General features: G+C 64.1%; 20 protein-coding genes. 11 read left to right on the plus strand and 9 right to left on the minus strand.

What is annotated here, in order from left to right; translation table 11 throughout:
• Positions 1–9: 9 nt before the first annotated feature.
• Complete coding sequence (locus ABVV53_RS14015; RefSeq protein WP_353985045.1) at positions 10–993, plus strand: metal-dependent hydrolase; 984 nt, start codon at positions 10–12, stop codon at positions 991–993.
• On the opposite strand, the gene ABVV53_RS14020 is transcribed toward ABVV53_RS14015, so the two are convergent.
• Positions 974–1,663: a phosphatase PAP2 family protein gene (locus ABVV53_RS14020; RefSeq protein WP_353985046.1), complete on the minus strand. Its 690-nt coding sequence runs from the start codon at positions 1,661–1,663 to the stop codon at positions 974–976. The genes ABVV53_RS14015 and ABVV53_RS14020 overlap by 20 nt on opposite strands.
• Before the next feature lie 62 nt (positions 1,664–1,725).
• Between ABVV53_RS14020 and ABVV53_RS14025 the strand changes: the two genes are divergently transcribed.
• Both ABVV53_RS14025 and ABVV53_RS14030 read left to right on the plus strand, forming a co-directional pair.
• A complete protein-coding gene (locus ABVV53_RS14025; protein WP_353985047.1) occupies positions 1,726–3,108 on the plus strand; it encodes a cryptochrome/photolyase family protein in 1,383 nt (460 codons plus the stop codon).
• 77 nt (positions 3,109–3,185) lie between these two features.
• Positions 3,186–4,478: a cyclopropane-fatty-acyl-phospholipid synthase family protein gene (locus ABVV53_RS14030; protein WP_353985048.1), complete on the plus strand. Its 1,293-nt coding sequence runs from the start codon at positions 3,186–3,188 to the stop codon at positions 4,476–4,478.
• 3 nt (positions 4,479–4,481) lie between these two features.
• Here ABVV53_RS14030 and ABVV53_RS14035 read toward each other — a convergent pair whose 3' ends face one another.
• The 3 genes from ABVV53_RS14035 to purF form a co-directional block, all read right to left on the minus strand.
• Positions 4,482–4,835, minus strand: a complete 354-nt coding sequence (locus ABVV53_RS14035; protein ID WP_353985049.1) for a PilZ domain-containing protein — start codon at positions 4,833–4,835, stop codon at positions 4,482–4,484.
• Positions 4,836–4,902: 67 nt separating this feature from the next.
• Positions 4,903–5,622, minus strand: coding sequence for an SDR family NAD(P)-dependent oxidoreductase (locus ABVV53_RS14040; RefSeq protein WP_353985050.1), 720 nt, complete (start codon positions 5,620–5,622; stop codon positions 4,903–4,905).
• Positions 5,619–7,088, minus strand: a complete 1,470-nt coding sequence (gene purF, locus ABVV53_RS14045; protein WP_353985051.1) for an amidophosphoribosyltransferase — start codon at positions 7,086–7,088, stop codon at positions 5,619–5,621. The genes ABVV53_RS14040 and purF overlap by 4 nt, the downstream gene beginning before the upstream one ends.
• Before the next feature lie 250 nt (positions 7,089–7,338).
• Here purF and ABVV53_RS14050 point away from each other — a divergent pair, with 250 nt between their 5' ends.
• The 5 genes from ABVV53_RS14050 (at position 7,339) to dnaE (ending at position 14,070) form a co-directional block, all read left to right on the plus strand.
• Positions 7,339–8,580, plus strand: coding sequence for a lipoprotein-releasing ABC transporter permease subunit (locus ABVV53_RS14050; RefSeq protein WP_353985052.1), 1,242 nt, complete (start codon positions 7,339–7,341; stop codon positions 8,578–8,580).
• On the plus strand, positions 8,573–9,262 hold the full coding sequence (locus ABVV53_RS14055) for an ABC transporter ATP-binding protein (protein WP_353985053.1): 690 nt from the start codon (positions 8,573–8,575) through the stop codon (positions 9,260–9,262). Before ABVV53_RS14050 ends, ABVV53_RS14055 begins: the two co-directional genes overlap by 8 nt.
• 245 nt (positions 9,263–9,507) lie before the next feature.
• Complete coding sequence (locus ABVV53_RS14060; protein ID WP_353985054.1) at positions 9,508–9,792, plus strand: hypothetical protein; 285 nt, start codon at positions 9,508–9,510, stop codon at positions 9,790–9,792.
• 152 nt (positions 9,793–9,944) lie between these two features.
• Complete coding sequence (locus ABVV53_RS14065; RefSeq protein ID WP_353985055.1) at positions 9,945–10,424, plus strand: glutathione peroxidase; 480 nt, start codon at positions 9,945–9,947, stop codon at positions 10,422–10,424.
• A 76-nt stretch (positions 10,425–10,500) separates the two neighbouring features.
• On the plus strand, positions 10,501–14,070 hold the full coding sequence (gene dnaE / locus ABVV53_RS14070; RefSeq protein WP_353985056.1) for a DNA polymerase III subunit alpha: 3,570 nt from the start codon (positions 10,501–10,503) through the stop codon (positions 14,068–14,070).
• A gap of 39 nt (positions 14,071–14,109) precedes the next feature.
• Here dnaE and ABVV53_RS14075 read toward each other — a convergent pair whose 3' ends face one another.
• From ABVV53_RS14075 to ABVV53_RS14095, 5 genes are all read right to left on the minus strand, one after another.
• Positions 14,110–14,394 (minus strand): hypothetical protein, encoded by a 285-nt coding sequence (locus ABVV53_RS14075; RefSeq protein ID WP_353985057.1) that lies wholly within the window; start codon positions 14,392–14,394, stop codon positions 14,110–14,112.
• Between the two features lie 83 nt (positions 14,395–14,477).
• On the minus strand, positions 14,478–15,557 hold the full coding sequence (locus tag ABVV53_RS14080) for a PA0069 family radical SAM protein (protein ID WP_353985058.1): 1,080 nt from the start codon (positions 15,555–15,557) through the stop codon (positions 14,478–14,480).
• 90 nt (positions 15,558–15,647) lie between these two features.
• Positions 15,648–16,175, minus strand: a complete 528-nt coding sequence (moaB, locus tag ABVV53_RS14085) for a molybdenum cofactor biosynthesis protein B (RefSeq protein WP_353985059.1) — start codon at positions 16,173–16,175, stop codon at positions 15,648–15,650.
• The gene (locus ABVV53_RS14090) at positions 16,165–17,943 is read right to left on the minus strand and encodes a lytic transglycosylase domain-containing protein (protein WP_353985060.1); all 1,779 of its coding nucleotides are present in this window, start codon (positions 17,941–17,943) and stop codon (positions 16,165–16,167) included. The genes moaB and ABVV53_RS14090 overlap by 11 nt, the downstream gene beginning before the upstream one ends.
• Positions 17,944–17,995: 52 nt before the next feature.
• A complete protein-coding gene (locus ABVV53_RS14095; RefSeq protein ID WP_353985061.1) occupies positions 17,996–18,733 on the minus strand; it encodes a uracil-DNA glycosylase family protein in 738 nt (245 codons plus the stop codon).
• Positions 18,734–18,823: 90 nt separating this feature from the next.
• Between ABVV53_RS14095 and ABVV53_RS14100 the strand changes: the two genes are divergently transcribed.
• Genes ABVV53_RS14100 through ABVV53_RS14110 form a run of 3 tightly spaced genes read left to right on the plus strand, consistent with a single transcriptional unit; the run spans position 18,824 to position 22,066 of the window.
• Positions 18,824–20,476: an electron transfer flavoprotein-ubiquinone oxidoreductase gene (locus ABVV53_RS14100; protein ID WP_353985062.1), complete on the plus strand. Its 1,653-nt coding sequence runs from the start codon at positions 18,824–18,826 to the stop codon at positions 20,474–20,476.
• Positions 20,477–20,508: 32 nt separating this feature from the next.
• Complete coding sequence (locus ABVV53_RS14105; RefSeq protein ID WP_353985301.1) at positions 20,509–21,315, plus strand: 4-(cytidine 5'-diphospho)-2-C-methyl-D-erythritol kinase; 807 nt, start codon at positions 20,509–20,511, stop codon at positions 21,313–21,315.
• Positions 21,316–21,334: 19 nt separating this feature from the next.
• Positions 21,335–22,066 carry an N-formylglutamate amidohydrolase gene (locus ABVV53_RS14110; RefSeq protein ID WP_353985063.1) on the plus strand — a complete coding sequence of 244 codons (732 nt, stop codon included), beginning with the start codon at positions 21,335–21,337 and terminating at the stop codon, positions 22,064–22,066.
• The last annotated feature ends 14 nt before the right edge of the window (positions 22,067–22,080 follow it).

Here is a 22,080-nt window from a genome sequence, read left to right on the forward strand (position 1 = left end):
ATCGCCTGAATGGATAATCTCACTCACAGTCTGGCGGGCTGGGCCCTTGCGGAAACCGGTCTGAAGCGGCGCACGCGCAAGGGCCTTGCCGCGTGCATCCTCGGCGCGAACATGCCGGATATCGACGTGTTCTTCGGCTGGGTGCCCTGGGTATCGCTGGCGACGCACCGGGGCTTCACCCATGGCCTCGTCGGCGGCGTCCTGCTGATGCCGCCGATCCTGGCGGCTCTGCTCTACCTGCTCGATCGCGTTCAGGTGGCACGCGGCGCGCAGTTCCGCAGCGGCCTTCCGATGCACTTCGGCTGGCTTGTCGCGCTTTGCTACCTCGGCGCGATCAGCCATCCAGTGCTCGACTGGCAGAACACGTACGCGGTCCAGCTTCTCGCGCCGCTAAGCACGCGCTGGTATCACAACGACGCGCTGTTCATCGTCGACCCCTGGATACTGGTGACGCTGGCGCTGGGTATCTGGCTGGCCCGGAAGAGGGGATCACAGAATCGCGTCCGCTGGCCGGCAGTGATCGCGCTGACGTGCGTGGGCGCCTACATCGCTCTTAACGGTGCCATCTCTCAACTCGCCCGCAGCGCGCCGGTGCGCGGCGCTCCCTATGCGCAGCCCGACGCCGTCTACGCCTCTCCCGACCCGGTCGCGTTCTGGCGCAGGACCGTCGTCTGGCGTGAGAACGGGATGATCGCCCGCGGGCGCTTCAACCCTCTGCGTCAGCTTACGCAACTGCTGAGCCACACCACCCCCGAGCCTGACGGCCTGGACGATCCGATCGTCCGCCGTGCCATGAAGGCCGGGCCCGAAATCGCCGACTTCCTCCGCTGGTCCACCATGACGACTGCGCGCGTGAAGCGGGACGGCTGCAACGCCACCGTCACTTTCGGCGACGCGCGCTACCCCAGCAGTATTGGCGGTCGCAACTTCATGGAACATAAGGTGGTGGTCGACCTCTGCCGTTCCTCGGGAGTCAGTGCGTCGCTTCAGTAGCTTGCGCTGCAGCTCTTGCCGGACGGTCGAGCAGGGCGGCCGACAGGAACGCCCAACCGGCGCCGCCCAGCCATCCCGCGATCACGTCACTGGGCCAGTGGACCCCGAGCCAAACCCGGCTCCAGGCGATCAGTATGCTGGCAGCGAGGGCAGTCGCGATGATCGTCACCCGTACGGACTGGCGCTGGCTCATCGGCGCAAAGGCAAGGGCGATGCTGATATAGACGACGGCGGCACCAAAGCTGTGGCCGCTGGGAAAGCTGTTGCCGCCGGCCTCCATCAGGTGCGGTACAATCTCAGGCCGGTCGCGGCCGAATACGAGTTTGAGGCCGCTGTTCACAAGAAGCGCCAGCAGGACGGAGGCCGCAAGCAGCAGCGCCTCGCGCCGCAGCCGCAGGAACAGCAGCGCGACAACAGCCATGAGCGCGAAGAGATTGCGCAACAGCGTGCCGCCCAATGCCGTTGTGTCGCGCACCGCCTCGAGCAACTTGCTGGGACCAGCCGGGTGCAAGTCGGGGCCGCGCCAGAACAGCAGGCCGGCTTCGTCGATGGTGGTGGTGTGACCGGTCTCGACCGCCCAGACCATGGCGGCGAAACCAGCCCAGCACAGGGCGGCCGCCATCAGGGCCTTGCGTGGATCGATGCGGAAAGTACGGGAGGGTCGCGTCATGATGCCAGGAGCTACGGCCATAAGGGCAAGGAACGCAAGGCGACGCGTCTCGTTGCGCGCGGATGACTGCGCCTCGTATCGTATGGCTGCGCCGCGACTTGCGGCTTGCAGACCAGCCCGCCTTCTGTTCCGCTGCCGCTCAAGGCCCGGTCATCCCGGTGTACATCTTGGACGACGAGCGCGCGGGCGATCGCAAGCTTGGCGGCGCGTCGCGCTGGTGGCTGCACGGGAGCCTTGAGGCTCTGGAGCGAAGTCTGGCCGGCCATGGACTGCGGCTGATCCTTCGCCGGGGCGACTGCGTCAGGCACCTCCTGGCTCTCGTGCAGGAAACAGGAGCGAGCGGCATCGACGCGATCCGCCACTACGAGCCCTGGTGGCGCGAAGCCGAACAGGAGCTTGCCGACCAGGCCGACTTGCAACTGCACGAGGGCAACTACCTGGCACCACCAGGGCTCGTGACCACCGGGGCAGGAACTCCGTTCAAGATCTACACGCCCTTCGCCCGGGCGCTGACGCGGCTGCTTCCCTTGCGCGATCCTCTTACCGTGCCGGAGCTGACGCCGGTGGAGGCGTGGCCGGCCTCCGACGATCTGGCGGACTGGGAACTGCGGCCCACCGCACCCGACTGGGCGACTGGCTTCCATGAGACCGGCACGCCCGGCGAAACTGCCGCTCAGGCCCAGCTCGAAGACTTTCTCGACCGCGCCGAGGACTACGGCGAGGAGCGCAACAAGCCTTCGGCAGACGGCTCCTCGCGTCTCTCTCCGCACCTGCACTGGGGCGAGATTTCTCCCACTCAGGTCTGGCATGCGCTGGAGCAGCATCACGGGACCGGGAGCGAGACCTATCGGGGTGAGATCGTCTGGCGTGACTATGCGCAGAATGTGATCCACCAGTTCCCCCGCTATCCCGAGGAAAGCTATCGCGAGGCCTTCGCTCGCTTTCCGTGGCGCAACCCGGATCGCGACGATGCCGCCGCAGCGGACCTGAAAGCATGGCAGCGCGGGCGCACGGGCTATCCAATCGTCGATGCAGGCATGCGCCAGCTTTGGGCGATGGGCTGGATGCACAATCGCGTGCGGATGATCGCGGCCAGTTTTCTCATCAAGCACTTGCTGATCGATTGGCGCCAGGGCGAACACTGGTTCTGGGACACGCTGGTGGATGCGGACTACGCCAACAACGGCGTGAACTGGCAGTGGGTGTCGGGCTCCGGAGTGGACTCGAACATGTTTCCGCGGATCATGGCGCCGCTGAGCCAGTCGGAGAAGTTCGGGGCTGCCGACTACATCCGGCGCTGGGTGCCCGAACTGGCTGGTCTCTCCGATGCCGATGTCCATGACCCCGCCGACGCGAAGCGGCCCGCAAGCTATCCGGCGAAGCGCATCGGCCACAAAGAAGCGCGGGAGAGGGCGCTGGCCGCCTATCGCACGGTAAAGGGCTAGAAAGTTCTGCGCGAAACCGGCGGCAAAAGGCGCGTGGGCGATTGCTACAGCCGCTTCGCGTGCCCATAAGCCTTCCCATGAATGCGCAAGTTCCGGGTAGAGGCGGCGAACTCGTGGCGGCAGGGCGTCCGCTTGGCGTCGGGCCGCGGTGGCTTGCGCAGCTATGGTCCGGCGGTGTGCATCGCATTCTGGATCGGATCGATGCCGGTCTGGAGCGCGGCTCCATCACGGCTACGCTGACGGACGGCAGCACGCGCCTGCTGGGCGGCAAGGCACCGGGCTTCGATGCCATCGTGGAACTGCGCAGCTATGGCGCGCTGCTGCGTCTCGCGACCGGGGGCTCGGTCGGCTGGTACCAGGCCTGGGAAGCGGGCGAGTGGACCAGCCCCGACCCGGTGCAACTGTTCGCCCTGTTTATGGACAACGCCGCCAGCCTTGGCGATGCGGCGCGGGCGCGAGGGCCTTGGCGACTGGCGGCCAGGTTGCTCCACCGCCTCAAGCGCAATTCGCGCAAGGGAGCAGAGCGCAACATCCACGCGCACTACGATCTGGGCAACGACTTCTACGCACAGTGGCTGGGCGACACGATGGTCTACTCCAGCGCTCTGTTCGATGCACCGGCAGTGGCGCCCAGTGCGGAGTCGCAGTTTTTTCGCGAGCTGGAAGCGGGGCAGGTAGCCAAGATCGCTGCGCTGAACGAGCGCCTCGCGCTGACGGCGGGGGCGGGCGTGCTGGAGATCGGCTGCGGATGGGGCGCGCTTGCCGCTCATCTGGCAGACCACAACGGCGCATATGTCGACGCGATCAGCCTGTCGGACGAGCAACTCGCCTATGCCGCCGCCCGATGGCATCCAGTGCAAGGGGCTGTCGACTTCCGCAAGCAGGACTATCGCGATGTCACCGGCACTTACGACGCCGTGGTCAGCGTCGAGATGGTCGAGGCGGTGGGGCGCGAATACTGGGGTGAGTTTCTCGACTGCATCGCCCGCAGCCTCAAGCCCGGAGGACGCGCTGCGCTTCAGTACATCGCCTTGAATGACGACGTCTTCGAAAGCTATGCCCGTAGCGCGGACTTCATCCAGACTTATGTCTTCCCCGGCGGCATGTTGCTCCACGAGCCTGAGTTCCGCAGCCTCGCCGAAGCCCGCGGGCTGCGCTGGGAGAATCGCCGCGGCTTTGGGCGCGACTATGCCCGCACCCTCGCCATCTGGCGGCAGCGGTTCGACAATGCGGTTGAGGAAGGGCGTCTGCCAGCCGGGTTCGACGAAAGGTTCGTGCGGCTCTGGCGGTACTACCTGATGTACTGCGAAGGCGGCTTCCTGGGAGGCGGGATTGATGTCGCCCAGGTAACGTTGGTCAAGCCGGCCTGAACCTTACTGGCCTTTGCCTTCACGCGCGACAGCGCCGCGCCAGCGGGTCAGGATGTTATCGTGAATAATCGGGCTGAGCAGGCGTTCGAACGCGCAGCCCACCAGGCCCTGCTCCCACCAGATCACACGCGCCTGCATCGCTTCCATGCCCGGCATCGTCAGCCAGCAGATCCCGCCTACGGGAAGGCGGCTGATCGCAGTCGCCGAGAACCCCGAGAGCGAGAGATCCCGCACGACGGTCTGGAATCGTCGGCCACCGGCGGGCCGCAGGGTTGCGGGTGCGGACAGCTTGGTGCGCGGCGCGCTGCGGTCCTCTTGTGCGGCGAAGGCGTACCTATCGCTATCAGTGCTGGTCATGATCGCTGACCCATCCTCTCTTGGCGACTTTCCTAAGAAAGGCTGCCACCAATAGGTTCACACCGTCTTAACGAGAAGAGTTAACCGACTCTCGGTGTCGAGTGCCAAATGGCTGTGAAAGAAGGGAAATAATCCGCTCGGCAACCACCTCGGGCCCCTTGAGAGAGGCGGGATCCTCGCCTGGATAGGCTCGGGCGCGCATGGCCGTGCGTGTCGCGCCGGGGTTAACGATGGCGACGCGCACCTTGGAAATATTGGCCACTTCTTGCGCATGGCAGTCGAGCAGCACCTCGAACGCTGCCTTCGTGGAGGCGTAGGCGCCCCAGAACGCCCGGGGCGCTTCGGCGACGCTGCTGGTGATGCCGACGATTCGGCCGTCTTCGCTCGCCCGAAGAAGTCGGTCGAAATTGGCGATCAACGTCTGGGTTGCCAACACATTGACTGTCAGCGCCTTGTTCCAAGCCTTCTGGTCGATGTCGGCAACCGATGTCAGTTCGGGTAGCACAGCGGCGTTGATGACGAGGATGTCGAGCCGGTCCCAGCGCTGCGACACGGCAGAAGCCAGACGCGCGACGCCGTCAGGTTGGGTGAGGTCCACAGGAGCGATCGTCGCCGAGCCCCCCGCCTCGAAGATCTCCTGCTCAATTCCCTCCAACGCCTTCGCGTCGCGCGCGGTAAGGATCACATGCGCGCCCGCCGCAGCAAGCGCCTTGGCAGTGGCGGCGCCGATGCCGCGGCTCGCGCCGGTTACCAGTGCGATCTGCCCCTGAAATGAAGGCGTGCTCACGCGACTTTGTTCACCGGCAAAGTCAGCAGATCGGGCGTTTCGCGATCAGCGAGGTCGGTGAGACTGGTGGGGTATTCACCGGTGAAGCAGGCATCGCAGAACTGCGGACAGGCGTTGTTCCGCCCTGCGGCGCCGACAGCGCGATAGAGACCGTCGATCGTGACGAACGCCAAGCTGTCAGCCTTGATGAAGGCGCCCATCGCTGCCGTATCCATGTTGGCGGCAAGGAGCTTCGACCGCTCCGGCGTGTCGACGCCGTAGAAGCAGGAGTGACCGGTAGGCGGGCTGGCAATGCGCATGTGCACTTCAGCGGCACCGGCATCGCGCATCATGTCCACGATCTTCATCGAGGTCGTGCCGCGAACGATCGAATCGTCGATGAGGATGATGCGCTTGCCTTCGACGATGGCGCGGTTGGCGTTGTGCTTACGCTTCACGCCGGCATGGCGGGCACCTTCGGAGGGCGTGATGAAGGTCCGGCCCACGTAGTGAGACCGGATGATCCCAAGCTCGAACGGAATGCCCGATTCCTGCGCATAGCCGATTGCTGCGGGGACGCCGCTATCGGGGACAGGAATAACGATGTCCGCGTCGACTCCCGATTCCTTCGCCAGTTCGACGCCGATCTGCTTGCGGACCGAATAGACGGACCGACCGTCCATCACGGAATCGGGCCGGCTGAAATAGACGTGCTCGAAGATGCAAGGGCGCGGCGAGATGTTGCCGAAAGGCCGATGGCTGGAAACCGTGCCCTTGTGATCGACTTGGACCAACTCGCCCGGTTCAATCGAGCGGACGAACTCTGCACCGACCACGTCCAGCGCGACAGTCTCGCTGGCGAAAACCGTCGCATCGCCCAGGCGGCCCATGACAAGCGGGCGGATGCCGAGAGGATCGCGGCAAGCGATCATTCCCTGATCGGTCATGCAGATCAGCGAGTAAGCGCCCTCGACCATACGCAAGGCATCGACGAAGCGGTCAAGCAGAGTCGGATAGCGGCTCGTGGCAACGAGGTGGATGATCACCTCGGTATCGGATGTGGACTGGAAGATCGCTCCGCGTCGCACCAATTCACGCCGCAGGCTCGCCGCGTTGGAAATGTTGCCATTGTGCGCGATGGAAAAACCGCCGGTCGACAAGTCAGCAAACAGGGGTTGCACGTTGCGCAGGCCTGAACCGCCCGTGGTCGAATAGCGCACGTGACCCGACGCCATTTCGCCCGGCAGCGTCTCACCGAGGTCTTTTTCGGAGAACACTTGCGCGACATGGCCAAGGCCGCGGCGCGAGTAGAATTCCCGGCCGTCATAAGTCGAGATGCCGACCGCCTCCTGGCCGCGGTGCTGCAGCGCATGGAGACCCAGCGCGGCGATGTTCACCGCCTCACGGGCGCCGATAACGCCGAATACGCCGCACTCCTCGCGCAGCTTGTCGCCGTCGGGATCACGGAAAGGATGTGTCAAGTTCATGGATTTGTTCGGCCCGCATGGCGCGTCGTTGCTGATGGCGCATGTGATCCATGTGGGTCGAAATTGCAAGGGGTGCGGGTGGCCATCTCCCTTAGAAAGACTGCATATCTGTGACGAGCCGTGGTGTTCGTCGTGGGAACCAGCGCCCGTCGGCGCCACTTTCGCAGCCGTTGAGGCGGCTCCGCGCTTGCCACTCCTGCACCGACAACCTATTCGCCGCGCTCTTGCACCGACACCACGGATTTCCTGCTTGCTGCTTTCCCCCTTCGAATGGATGATCGCCAAGCGCTACATGCTTCCGGGCAGGGGCGAGGCATTCATCGCGCTTGTCGCAGGCATAAGTTTGGTCGCGGTGATGCTGGGCGTGGCCGCACTCGTCATCGTCATGAGCGTGATGAATGGGTTTCGGGCAGAGCTGTTCGACAAGATCGTCGGCCTAAACGGCCATGCGATCGTCCAGGCTTATGGTGGCCGGCTGGACAACTGGCAGGATGTGCTGGAGGATGTGCGGCAGACGCCGGGCGTCACGCGCGCGTCGCCGCTCATCGAGCAACCGCTGCTCGCCACCTTCAATGGTCGGGTCGAGGCGATCTTGGTGCGCGGCAATACCCAAGAGGATATTGCCCGAATCAAGTCCAAGGTTACCGCAGGCAGCCTCACGCCGCTGCGTCCCGGCGGAGACATGGTTGCGATCGGGTCCCGGCTGGCACAGAATCTGGGAGCGCAGGTGGGTGACACGATCACCGTGATTAACCCGCAAGGGCGTTCTACGCCCTTCGGCACCGTGCCGCGTCAGATCGGCTATCAGGTCGCCGCCATCATCGAAATCGGGGTCTATGACTACGATCAGGCCTTTGTTGTCATGCCGATAGCCGATGCACAGACCTTGCTGCTGACTGGCGACACGATCGGCATGATCGAAGTGACCACCACTGATCCGGACAACGTTGAGACCATCCTCGCGCCGCTGGAAGAGAAATTGGCAGGACAGGCGATCGTTACCAGCTGGAAGACGATCAATGCCTCGTTGTTCGAAGCGTTGGCGGTGGAGCGCGTCGCCATGTTCGTGGTGCTCTCGATCATCGTGCTGGTGGCCGTGTTCAACATCCTGTCCTCGCTCATCATGCTGGTGCGCGCGAAGACGCGCGACATTGCGATCCTTCGCACCATGGGGGCGACGCGGCGCTCGCTCATGAAAGTCTTCGTCACGGCCGGCTTCCTGATCGGAGCGCTTGGCACGGGCGCGGGAGTTCTGCTCGGTTTCGTGTTCCTGTTCTTCCGCCAGCCTATCGTACGCGGTGTCGAGTTGATGACAGGGCAGAACCTGTGGGACCCCTCCATTCGTTTCCTGACGGAGCTGCCGAGCCGGACGGACCCAGTTGAGGTCGCCGTGATCTGTGTTCTCGCTCTGGTGCTGAGCTTCCTTGCGACGCTGTATCCTGCATCGCGCGCGGCGAGCACCGATCCTGTCCAGGTGCTTCGTTATGAGTAGTCCAGTGGTCGTTCTTGACCGGCTCACCCGCAGCTTCGAGCAGGGCGGCGTCCGGATCGACGTTCTTCGTGGCGCGAGCCTGGCGATCGGCCCAGGGGAAATCGTGGCTCTGCTCGGCCCCTCCGGCTCGGGCAAGTCTACGATGCTGCAAGCCATCGGGCTGCTTGAAGGCGGCTTCGGCGGGCGAATCGAGATTGCCGGGATCGATGCATCGCGTCTGGGCAAGGACGAGCGCGCGGCGGTGCGGCGCGATCACATCGGCTTCATCTACCAATTCCATCATCTGCTGCCGGACTTCTCGGCCATGGAAAATGTGGTCCTGCCACAGCTCGTCGCGAACAGGACTCATGAGGAAGCGCGCGTGCGAGCGCGTGAGTTGCTGGGCGCGCTCGGGCTGGAGCATCGGCTGGAGCATAGGCCAAGCCAGCTTTCGGGTGGTGAGCAACAGCGCGTGGCCGTGGCTCGCGCTCTCGCCAACAAGCCGCAGCTGGTCTTGGCGGATGAGCCCACGGGGAACCTCGACGAGGCCACGGCGGACCGTGTGCTTGGCCAATTCCTCCATCTGGTTCGGGGCGAAGGCTCGTCCGCGCTCGTGGCGACTCACAACGAGCGGCTGGCACGGGCGATGGATCGTGTGGTGCGAATCCACGACGGCGTGCTGGAAGAAATCGCAGCGCGCTGATTGCGCGGGTTATCGAGCATCCACTTCAGTCGCGCGCCATCTTGTCAGTGCGAACAATGCGTCGGATTCGTCCGTTTGGCAGGCTCAGCCGGTGGAACCCGTCTGCAACCAAGCCGTTTCTTGAGTCGTAACTGCGTGAAAAAGGAGGCCGTCAGCGATCGAAGCGGACTTCTTCCGAACGCGCACATGACTGGTTCTGGCAAGTGGCTTCCGAACAAGAGGCGCTTTCCTGCAAGGAGACGGCGATGAGCGACAATCCAACCACCATCCACGCTGGCCCGGAAGGGGCTGGCGGCATCGATTGGGGCGACGCAGCCCAGCTTCACAAGTGTGAGGATGGTGGCGGCCTGTTCCATCGCTTCAAGACCATCCGCAGCGGGTCGCTGGCCGAAATGGTGGCCTTCGTGATGAGCATGCCGGATGACCAGCAGGACGATTACGGCATTCTGAAGGAGGGCGATCGGCGCCTTTCCATCGGTGAAATCCGTAACCTATGGCGGCGCGGTGACTTTCCTGCTCATCAAAAGTAGGCACCGCTCTGGCGCTAACCTTGCTACGTGCGTATTGCGGATTAAGTCATTGATGATAATCGGAAGTTCGTGGTGCTCAGGCTACCGGGAGGGGCCATGGAAGCTTCCGCAGAACCCACCTCTCGCTCCCGATCGGCCAGGACCGCGCCGCCGTGACCACCATCGCTGATTTCGATGTCGTAGCGAGCACTGGTGCGCGTCTGTCACTGGCTGAGAAAGCTGGCAAAGTCCTACTTGTGGTCAATACCGCCAGCAAGTGCGGTTTCACGCCTCAGTATCAGGGGCTTGAGAGTCTGTGGCGCCAGTTCGGCAGCCGCGGCTTCGAAGTGCTGGCTTTTCCTTGTAACCAGTTTGGCAGGCAGGAACCGGCCAGCGACGAACTGATAGCCACCTTCTGCGAGGTCCACTTCGGCCTGAGCTTTCCGCTTATGGCGAAAGTGGAGGTGAACGGACCCGGAGCCATCCCGCTGTACGAGTGGCTGAAGGAAGAAGCGCCTGGCGTGATGGGTACGCGCGCCATCAAATGGAACTTCACCAAGTTTCTCATCGGACGCGATGGCGCTGTCATGCGGCGCTACGCCCCCGCCGTGAAACCGGAAAAGCTGGTACGCGATATCGAGGCTCTGCTTTAGGGGAATGCAGCGGCTTTCCCCTTCTTTGTGCCGGCCGCTTATTGATTGGACGGGTGGCTGGCTCCACAGTCGAACCATGTCTTTCGCGCACTTTGTACCTCTCAGAATTTTCTCGAGCTTCACCATGCTTGAGGGCGCAATCGACCCCAAAGCGATCGCCAAGCTCGCCAAGGAACGCAAGTTTCCGGCCATCGCGATCTGTGATCGCAATGGGCTATATGGCTCCGTGGCCTTCGCTTCGGCTTGCCGCGCAGCCGGTGTGCAGCCGATCATCGGCACCTTCCTGGCCGTGGTCCGGCCTGATGCGGCAAGTCAGAGCAGCGAAGCCCCTATCGATTGGCTGGCACTCTTCGCGCAAAACGAAACCGGCTGGAACAACTTGTGCCATCTGGTCAGCCGCGCGCATTTGGGCCGTCCCCTGGAGCGCGACCCGCACGTTGAGATCACCGACCTTGAGGGTCATGCCGAGGGCTTGATCTGCCTGACGGGCGCTGGCGAGGGCGCTCTGGCCCGGTTGTTGGCGAATGATCGGCGGCAGGCTGCCGCACAGTACTGCCAAAGGCTGGAGAACCTCTTTCCCGGCCGTCTCTACATCGAAGTCGCCCGCAGCGATGATGGGGTAGAGGATGCTGCCGAGGATGCGCTTATCGATCTGGCCTACGCGCGCGACTTGCCGCTGGTGGCAACCAACCCGGCGCAGTTTGCGGAGAAGCACTTCTACGCCGCGCACGATGCGATGCTGTGCATCGCCAACTCCACGCATGTCGACGCGCCTGATCGTCCGCGCTCTTCGCAGGAGCGGTGGGTCAAACCTGCGGACATGATGGCGGACATGTTCTCAGACTTGCCCGAGGCGATGGCGAACACGCTCGTCGTGGCGCAGCGCTGCGCCTTTGCACCGCCCAAGCGCAAGCCGATCTTGCCCAGCCTTGCCGGCGACAAGGAAGGCGAGGAGCGAATGCTTGTGCGCGATGCACAGCGCGGGCTGGCGCAAAGGCTGGCGCCCTACTGGCCAGAGACGACGCTGGAGGACTTGGACGCGGTTCTCGCACTTCCGGAAGATGAGCGCCGCGCGGCATGGCAGGACAAGCTGCAGCCGCAAAGCGTGCCGGAGGAGTTCCTGGAGTATGCGAACCGCCTGGATTTCGAGACTGGCATCATCATCAGGATGGGTTTCCCCGGCTACTTCCTGATCGTTGCCGACTTCATCAAGTGGGCCAAGGACAACGGCATTCCCGTGGGCCCGGGGCGTGGGTCGGGTGCGGGATCACTGGTCGCCTGGGCACTCACCATCACCGACCTCGACCCACTGAGGCTGGGGCTCCTGTTCGAACGCTTCCTCAATCCCGAGCGCGTCTCGATGCCGGACTTCGACATCGACTTTTGCGAAACCCGTCGCGGCGAGGTGATCCGCTACGTGCAGGCCAAATATGGCCATGACCATGTCGCGCAGATCATCACGTTCGGTAAGATGAAGGCCCGTGCGGTGCTTCGCGACTGCGGGCGCATCCTGCAGATGAGCTACGGGCGCGTGGACTCGCTGTGCAAGATGGTGCCGAACCATCCAACCGACCCATGGACGCTGGAGCGCGCGCTCAATGGCGCGGTCGAGTTCCGCCGTGAGTACGATAACGACAACGAAGTGAAGCGCCTGGTCGATCTGGCCACGCAGCTGGAAGGCTTGCCGCGCAATTCCTCGACTCACGCTGCCGGCGTGGTGATAGGCGATCGTCCGCTGGCGCAGCTGGTGCCGCTCTACTGCGATCCCCGCTCGGACATGCCGGTCACCCAGTTCGACATGAAGTATGTCGAGGACTCGGGCCTGGTGAAGTTCGACTTCCTCGGCCTGAAGACTCTGTCCGTGCTCCGTAAGGCGACCGACCTGCTGGCACGACGCGGCATCCACATCGACTTGTCGACGCTGCCCTGGGACGATGTCGGGGTCTACGAGTTGCTGAAGCGCGGCGATACGGTCGGCGTGTTCCAGCTGGAATCGGAAGGCATGCGCCGCACGCTGGCGGCAGTGAAGCCAACCAACTTCGGCGACATCATCGCACTCGTCTCGCTCTATCGACCGGGCCCGATGGACAACATCCCGCTGTTCGGCCGGCGCAAGAACGGCCTGGAAGCAATCGAGTACCCGCACGAGAAGCTCGCGGTGATCCTTGGTGAAACGTACGGGATCTTCGTCTATCAGGAGCAGGTCATGCAGGCCGCGCAGATCCTGGCGGGCTATTCGCTGGGCGACGCCGACTTGCTGCGCCGCGCGATGGGCAAGAAGGTCCAGGCCGAGATGGACGCGCAACGCCAGCGCTTCGTCGACGGCTGCAAGCGCGTCTCCGGCATCGACGCGGCCAAGGCCAACGAGCTGTTCGACTTGATCGACAAGTTCGCCGGCTACGGCTTCAACAAGTCGCACGCTGCCGCTTACGCGCTGCTGGCCTACCACACCGCCTGGCTCAAGGCGCATTACCCCCACGAATTCTACGCGGCATCGATGTGCTTCGACATGCACCAGTCGGAAAAGCTCGCAGTCTTCGTGGACGACATGCGCAGGAACGGCATCGAACTGGCGGCGCCGGATATCAACATGTCGGAAGCCGAGTTCACGGTGGAGGAAACGCCCGACAGCCACGCTGTTCGTTATGCACTGGCAGGCATCCGCAACGTCGGCGAAAAGGCGATGGACGCCATCGTCGCGGAGCGCGAGGCCAACGGCAAGTTCGTCTCGCTGGACGACGTATTCCGTCGCGCGCCGGCAGGCTCGATGAACCGGCGCCAGCTGGAGAGCCTTGCTGCGGCGGGCGGTTTCGACAGCCTGGAGCCGAACCGTGCCAAAGTGCTGGCCAACGCCGACACGCTGCTGGCGGAGGCCGATCGCTCCTCCCGTGAGCGCACGAGCAACCAAGGCGGGCTGTTCGGCGGGGAAGGGCACGAGGAGCAGGCGCTGCGCCTGGTCGATTGCCCCCCCTGGAGCCGTCAGGATCAGATGGCGAAGGAGCGCGAGAACTTCGGCTTCTACTTCGCGGCGCACCCGGTCGAGCAGTGGCGCATGGTCGCCTCCGCGAATGGCGCGCGCACGCATGCCAGTCTGATTGTCGGCGGCGCGACGGGCCGGACGGCGGCTGTGATGGCCGCGCTGGTGGAGAACGTGCAGAAGCGCAAGACTCGCAAGGGCAAGGACTTCGTGATGGCTGATTTCTCGGACCAGTCCGGCCAGTTCAGCGCGTCCTGCTTCGAGGAAAGCCTGGTCGACAGCTTCGTGCGTTGGGCCAAGGAGGGCACTTGCGTGCTCCTGAACGTCGAGCTCGACAGCCCCAGCGCCGACGAACCGCCGCGCGTAACCGTGCGCGGTGCTCGGCCACTGGCAGAAGTGAAAGCCGACGCGCGGATGGTGCTGACGCTCGACATCGATCGGGTCGAGGCGATCCAGGAACTGGCCTTGCTGATGCGGCCCGGCGCGAAGGGCTGCGGCGAAGTGATCGCGCGGCTGCGGCTTGGCGAAGGGCTCTACCAGAAGGTCCGGCTAGGCCGCGACTTCGCGCTCGATGGCGACTTCGCCGAGCAGCTCGCCCAAGTGCAGGGCCTGTCGGATATCTCGCTCACCGCGCGACGGGGCGGCGATCACTTGCGGCTGGTCGCCTGATCCGGACCGCGGTGTGATGCTGCGGTCCGGCGCGGGCACTTAGTCTTTGGTGACGCTGCCAGCTGCGCTTTCAGCAGCGGCGCCGACTTGCTCGGCGGCATCGCCGACGCTGCTCGCCGCGCCGGCGATCGCGTTGTCCTTGGCCGCCTCGCTCGAGGTCGACTGACTGAAAAGATAGATGCCGGCGATCACGGGGACGATCAGCGCGATCGCCAGCAGCATCGTGGCGCCGCCGCCGCTGCGCCGCGGCTCGTCGCGAATGACGGTCGTGTGGCTCGTCGGCGCGCCAGTGCTGTCGGTAGTGGTGATCCGTTCTTCGACCATGGTGTCCTCCTCTTGATCTAAGTCAAGCGGCAGAACGCGCAAGTATTCGTGGAGTTGCTGCGGTATCGCTGTCACTCTCGTGTTCAAAAAAGGGACAGTTGGCCATGTGCCGATGGGGGACGAAACTGCGAGCAATCAAGGAAGATGTCCGGCCTGCCCATCCCGTGACGCTGCATGGCGAGCCGAACGCGCCTTCGGTACAAGTCCGCCCAGACACCCTCGGGCCGCATCCGCTTGCCGAAGCGCGGATCGTTGTCGCGCCCGCCCCGGATCGACTGGATGGTCGCCATCACTTTGCCCGCACGCTCGGGGAAATGCGTTTCCAGCCACTCCCGGAACAGCGGCGCGACTTCGTGGGGAAGGCGCACGATGATCCAGGTGGCTGCCGACACGCCGCGGGCAGCCGCTTGCGCGAGAATGCCTTCGAGGTCCGAGTCCGTGATCGACGGGATGACCGGAGCGACCGAGACGTGGCACGGTACCCCGGCGTCCGTCAGCGCGCCTAGAGCGTCAAGCCGCTTGGCCGGAGAGGCCGCACGCGGCTCAAGCAGCCGCGATAGCTTGGCGTCGAGACTCGTCACCGAGATGCCGACCGCCACCAGATTGCGTGCCGCCAACGCGGTGAGCAGGTCCAGATCGCGCACGACGCGATCGGACTTGGTCGTGATGGTGACGGGATGCCGGGCTTCCAGGCAGGTTTCGAGCAGCTCCCGGGTGATGAGGTAGCGGGCTTCGATGGGCTGGTAGGGGTCCGTGTTGGTCCCCATGGCGATAGGCTCGGGCCGATAACCGGGTTTCGCCAGGGTCTCGCGCAGCAGCTTCGCTGCCGTGGGCTTGGCGAAGAGCTTGGTCTCGAAATCGAGGCCGGGCGAGAGATCGTGAAAGGCGTGGGTCGGGCGGGCGAAGCAGTAAATGCACCCATGTTCACAGCCGCGGTAGGCATTGATCGAGCGGTCGAAGGGAATGTCAGGCGAGCGGTTGAAGCTGATGATGGTCTTCGGGTTCTCCAGCGTGACGGTTGTCCGCAGCTTGTCCACAGGTCCATCGACAAGGTCGTGCACATCCAGCCAGTCACCGTCAGCGTCGCGGGATGGTAGGCCGAGCCGGGTTGGCGCCTGCGAAGAGCAGGCCCCGCGGCCTTTCGATGGAATCAGCGATGCCATGCTGGCATGAGAACATAAATAGAACGAAGTGGCAAGCGCCCGCGCCCAGGCGGCCAGTGCAGCATTAAGCCGCAGGAGGCAGTTCGCGGCTCAGACTTCGCGCAACCGGGGCATCAGCTCGACGAAGTTGCAGGGTCGATTGCGGCTGTCGAGCTGTTCGGCAAGGATCCCATCCCAGCCATCCTTTACCGCTCCGTTCGAGCCGGGCAGCGCGAAGATGTATGTGCCGCGCGAGAGGACGGCGCAGGCGCGCGACTGGACTGTGGATGTGCCGATGGTCTTGTAGCTGAGCCACCGGAACAGCTCACCAAAGCCGGGGATGTTCTTTTCCTTGACGCGGTCGAGCGCCTCAGGGGTCACGTCCCGGCCGGTGAGGCCGGTACCGCCGGTGATGACGACCGCGTCGACTGTGCTGTCGTCGATCCAGTTGTTGAGCCGGGTGACGAGGCGCTGGACGTCGTCCTTTTCGATCGCACGCGCGGTCAGCTTGTGGCCGGCACTCTTGATCCGCTCGGCCAGGATGTCGCCCGAGGTGTCCTCGTCGGGGCCGCGCGTGTCAGAGACGGTGAGCAGCGCGATCTGGATCGGCTTGAACGTGCGTGAGGGATCAATGGCCACGCAGGACCGCTCCGTTCGCCGACAAGCGCACGCCCTTGGCGCTTCCCAGACCCGGGAACGTCGGCCACATGCCCTGCGCCAGAGCCTCTCGGCTCTCCGACGCGCCGCCAGCTTGCCGCTCGTACATCCAGTAGTTGCGCGTGACGATGTTCACGTAGCCCCGCGTCTCCCAATAGGGGAGCGATTCTATCCACAGCAGGGGATCGCCCTGGTCGCGCACTTCGCTGTTCCACCGCGAGACCGGCGCCACGCCTGCGTTGTACGCCGCCATGACTTTCGGGAGCAGGCCTTGCGTGCCGCTGTTGCCCTTCAGCATCTGCAGATGGCGCTGGCCGAAAGCGAGGTTGACTTCCGGCTTGTTGAGGTCGCTCGCCGAGCCACTGAACCCCAGCCGTCCCGCATGATCCTGCGCCGCAGCCGGCATGATCTGCATCAGACCGCGCGCACCCGCCGGGCTGACGACGCTCGTCTGGAAGACCGATTCCTGCAGCACGTGGGCATAGACCAGCGCCGGGTCCACTTGCCAGCCCCCTGCAGGAGTCCACTTCGGCGTCGGAAAGCGCGTTGCGGGCGCCGGCTTGCCGCCGCGCGGAGCGTTGTAGGCCATCCACAACTGCGTCTTGGGAAGTCCGAGGTCCCGGGCCAGGCGCGTCAGTGGCTCGAACTCCGTCGGAGATCCGATCTTCGCCTGATGGCGCAGAACCTCGTCCGCGAGGCCGTCCTGGCCGATTTCGTTCAGCGCGACAGCCACACGGATATTGTTGCGGTTGCGCAGGTGCTGCCAGTCGTTCTGCGTGAAGTCAGGAGCGGCGTGCTGCTCGGGCAAGCGCACGCCGAGCTGTTCGGCTGCCAGCATGCCATAGAGGGTTTCGTCGCGCGCTGCGGCCTTGCGCAGGATCGCGGCGGCTTGCTCCGGCTTTCGGCAGCGGACGAGCGCACGACTCTGCCAATAGTAGGCGGCGGAAGTCAGTTCCGCGTTCTCGGAGCGAGCCGCAGCGTTCTTGAATGCGTCCGCCGCGCCGTCGCAATCGCCCAGGCGCCAGGCAGCCAGGCCGCCTGTCCACCAGGCTTCGCCTACCCATGGGCCGATGCCTTGCGCGGCAAGTTGCGCCATCTCGTAAGCCGACGCGTCCTGGTTGGCGATGTAGAAGCTCCAGCTCACGCGTTGACGCCATTCGGCACGAGCCGACGGGCTAAGCGCGCCGTCGATCCCATCCAGCAGGACGCGTGCGCCCATCGGGTCGTCTGCCTTGATACGGTCTAGAATACCATTCGAGACGGCCGCTGGCATGGTGCCGTCGTTGATCGCAGCAGGCTTGATTCGCTTGGGCAAGGAAGGGAGGCGAGCAAACTGGCGCTCCGCTGGCATCCTGGGCAAGGCCGAGGCGCCGCGCTTCAGGGCGAGCCGCCCGATCTGGTCGGCGCCAGGCAACTCGGTTCCGCTTGCAAGCCACGCCTGCAGGTCGGGCAGCTCGATCTTGGGAGAGCCGGCGGCGAGATAGTATTCCGCGCGCGCTTGCTGGTGCAGCGGACCGTCGCCGCGCTCGGCGAAGAGCTGCTGGACGCGTGACCAGTCCTTGCCGTCGATCGCACCAAACAAGTTCCGGTAATACTCACGCTCGTCATGGCTGAGCAGCGAGGGAACCGCAGTGCTGTCCGCGCGTGAGCGGAAGTAATCTACCGCAGCACTGTTCGCGAGCACAGGCGTTGCCGTAAGCGAAGCGGCGCCCACGACGGCGAGCAGTCCAATCTTGCCAGCTTTATTCAAGATTTCACCCCGGTCCCTGTCTGATCCTCAGCCGATGCGGCTGTTACGACGGTTAGGCCGTCCAATCCAGCCATGCCTGCCACAGTGCAGCCTTCCAGCGGGGCTGCGAGGCTGCCGCCGGTATTCTTCGCACTGCCAGCATTGGTATCGGTGACCCTTCATGGTTAAAAAGGTCTGAAACTGCAGGGCCTTGAGGCGAGCCGTGGCCAAGTAGCGGCAGGACGACGAAACCAAGCACCAGAAGGCGCTGCGGACGTACCAGAGCGATGTGCCGCATCAGTGCTTCGGTCGGGACTCGGTTCGCTTCTGGTGACCAGTCCGCGCCCGGAGAATGGCAGGGCAATACGCTGGCACGATAAACATCGGCCTCGTTCAGTCCGGCCGAATGTAGGAATGCATCCAGCATGTGACCTTCCGGTCCTGACAGGAGCTGATCCCGATCGCCGCCTTCGGGAGTCGTCGCCAGCACCATCAAAGCCGGGTTCACGCTGCCGCGCGGAGTGATCCGTCCGGCCGTGCCCCCATGGTCGAGCTCGGGCGCTGTCATCCACCACGTCCGAAAGCTCTCTAGATCGTCGGGCAGGAGCAGGGGGGGAGGGGCGACAGGTTCGGCCGCAGGCGCAAGCTGGCGCGTTCCCTGAGCCTTGGCAGCGGGCCCCTTCGGTTCCTCTGGTTCAGGCAGCCATGAGCGCGGTGTGTCGACGAAAGCCGAATCGACTCCCGCTTCCCGCCACCAGTCGAGCGCGGCGGTAAAGGCTTGGTCGTAATCCGGATTTGTCCCGATCTCCATGTCTCGGGTCTTGACCTGCCGCACTCCACCAATCAAGGCATTCCGACAGTTAATCGCGCGATTGAAAAGCAGAGGCGGGGACCGGAAGCCATGAGTGAACGCGAATCGATGCCCTATGACGTCGTCATCGTCGGCGGCGGACCTGCGGGGCTATCCACGGCGATCCGGCTCAAGCAGGTGGATCCTGAACTCAGCGTAGTGGTGCTCGAGAAGGGCTCGGAGATCGGCGCGCACATTCTTTCGGGCGCAGTGGTCGACCCCAAGTCTCTGGATGAACTGCTGCCGACGTGGCGCGAGGACGGCTGCCCGATGGCGGAGACGCCGGTTACCGATAACTGGCACTGGCACCTCACCCGTGGCAAGAAGTACGCGATGCCTCACATCATCATGCCGCCGTTCATGTCGAACGACGGCAACTACACGGGGTCGCTGGGTAATCTGTGCCGCTGGCTGGCAGAGCAGGCCGAAGCGCTTGAGGTTGAGGTGTTTCCCGGCTTCTCGGCGTCCGAAGTTCTCTTCGATGAAAGCGGGGCGGTTCGCGGCGTCGTCGCCGGCGTCATGGGAATCGATCGCGAAGGCAACAAGAAGCCTGACTTCGAGCCGGGTATGGAACTGCTCGGTAAGTACACCGTGTTCTGTGAAGGTGCGCGTGGCCACCTGACCAAGCGGCTGAAGGCCCAGTTCAACCTTGAGGCGGATTGTCAGCCGCAGATCTACGGCCTGGGCATCAAGGAGCTGTGGGACATCGATCCCGACAAGCACGTGCCCGGGCGCGTCATCCACACGCAGGGCTGGCCGATGTCGGAAAGCGACAGCTGGGGCGGCGGCTTTCTTTACCATCAGGCGAATAACCAGGTTGCGCTCGGCTTCGTCACTGCGCTCGATTACAAGAACCCCTACGTGTACCCGTTCGAGGAGTTTCAGCGCTGGAAGCAGCACCCGGACATCCGTGCCATGCTCGAAGGCGGCAAGCGCGTCGCTTACGGTGCGCGCGTGATCAACGAGGGCGGCTGGCAGTCGGTGCCGAAGCTGGCATTCCCCGGCGGTGTGCTGGCGGGCTGCTCTGCCGGTTTCGTCAACGTGCCTCGCATCAAGGGTACGCACACTGCGATGAAGAGCGGCATGCTTGCCGCGGAGGCCATTGCCGCCGCGATCAAGTCAGGTCGGGAGCAGGACAGCCTGGACGAGTACGACACCGCGGTTCGCGAAAGCTGGATCGCCAAGGAGCTCAAGCTGGTTCAGAACGCAGAGCCGCTCGTAGCGAAGTGGGGCGGCGAGATGGGGACGATCCTCGCCGGTGCCGACATGTGGCTGCGTACGCTGTTCGGCTTCGGCATTGCCAAACCAATGAAGCATCACACCGATGCGTCGGCGACTGATCGAGCAGATCACTACCGCCCGATCGAATATCCCAAGCCGGATGGCGTCATCAGCTTCGATCGCCTGACCAGTGTTTCGTACTCCTTCACCAATCACGAGGAAGACCAGCCGGTCCACTTGGTGCTCAAGGACTCGGATTATCCGCTGCGAACCGAGCTGCCGGTCTATGCCGGTCCCTCGACGCGGTACTGCCCGGCGGGAGTCTACGAGTACGTTCGGAACGAGGACACCGGCGCCATGCGGTTCCAGATCAATTCGCAGAACTGCGTCCACTGCAAGACATGCGACATCAAGGATCCGGGACAGCAGATCGAGTGGACTGCTCCTGAAGGCGGAGGCGGGCCCAACTACCCGAACATGTGACGATGCGCATCTGATCCAGGCAAGCCACCGTGCTGACCGAAACGGCTTACGCCAAGATCAACCTCGCGCTTCACGTTCGTAAGCGGCGGGAGGACGGGTATCACGAACTCGAGACTCTTTTCGCGTTCGTGGACCAGGGCGACCGATTGAGCGCGCGGCAGGCGGAGCGCGACCAGCTGCGAACGTTTGGCGAGTTCGCGCCCGCGATTGCCGATCCGTTCGGCAATGTCGTCGCCAAGGCCCTCAGCGGTCTACCGCATGGCAAGGGCTGGGCAGTCGATCTCGACAAGTGCCTGCCGGTCGCGGCGGGGCTGGGCGGCGGGTCGGCCGATGCGGGTGCCGTGTTCCGCATGGTCGAGCGAGCGCATGGCTTGCCTCAGGACTGGCAGGCAAGAGCTGCGAAGCTGGGTGCCGATGTGCCGGCATGCGTGCTTTCGCAAGCCTGTATCGGAACGGGCACCGGAACCGAACTCGAGCGGGTCGAGAATGATCTTGCGGGGATGAGCGTGCTTCTGGTCAATCCGCGTGCGCCCGTGCCAACAGGCCCTGTATTCAAGGGGTGGGACGGCATCGATCGCGGCCCGATGCCGACAGGCTCGGTGAGAGCGATCGCTCTCGAAGGGCGCAACGATCTGCAAGCACCGGCCTTGTCGCTCTGCCCCGTGATTGGTGACGTGCTCGCCGCGCTGCGCGAGACCGCGCCGGTCCTCGCGCGCATGTCAGGTTCTGGGGCGACGTGCTTCGCGCTCTACGAAGACGAGGCTCAGATCGCGGAAGCCGCAGCCGCGATCGCCCGCGTAAATCAGCAGTGGTGGCAGATGTCGGGCAAGTTGCGCTGATCGCTGAGCAAACGGAGGTATGGCGTTGCAATCCGAGGTTTTACGCCTGCTGGGCGAACCGCGCTTCGGCGGCATACTGGTGGTGGCCGATCATGCCTCCAACCGTGTTCCCGAAGGCATCGATCTCGGCATCGCACCTGAACTGCTGAACGAACACATCGCCATCGATATCGGCGTCGCCGGCGTGGCCGAACGAATGGTGCGCCCCGGCATCGCCGCCTATCTCGCGCACGTCAGCCGCCTCGTGTGCGACTTCAACCGCGACTGCGATGCGCCGGGCATCCTGCCCGAGACCAGCGACGGCTATGCGATCCCAGGTAATGCTCTGTGTCGACAAGGGCGTACGGAACGAATCACCCAGTATTTTGAACCTTATCATACGGGCCTTGCATCTCTGCTGGACCGGACTCCCCAGGCGCTGATCCTTTCGCTGCACAGCTTCACGCCGAAGCTGGCCAGCGACCCCGCACAGTTGCGGCCATGGCAAGTTGGTGTGCTCTATAACGAAGACGATCGCGCTGCGCGGCTCGCTATTCCCTTGCTGGCGGCCGAGGGGCTGACAGTAGGTGATCAGCAGCCCTATTCCGGCAAGCTGCTCAACGCGACGATGAACCGCCATGCCGAGGCGGAAGGCCGGCCTTATCTGGGCATCGAGGTCCGGCAGGATCAGATCCGGGGTGCGGAGGGCCAGGCGCTGTGGGCCGAGCGGCTGGCGCGTATCGCCAACGAGGTCGCGCTGCGCTTGAGATGAAGAAAGCCCTGGCT

Source organism: Novosphingobium kalidii, from assembly GCF_040534015.1.
Lineage (GTDB): Bacteria > Pseudomonadota > Alphaproteobacteria > Sphingomonadales > Sphingomonadaceae > Novosphingobium > Novosphingobium kalidii.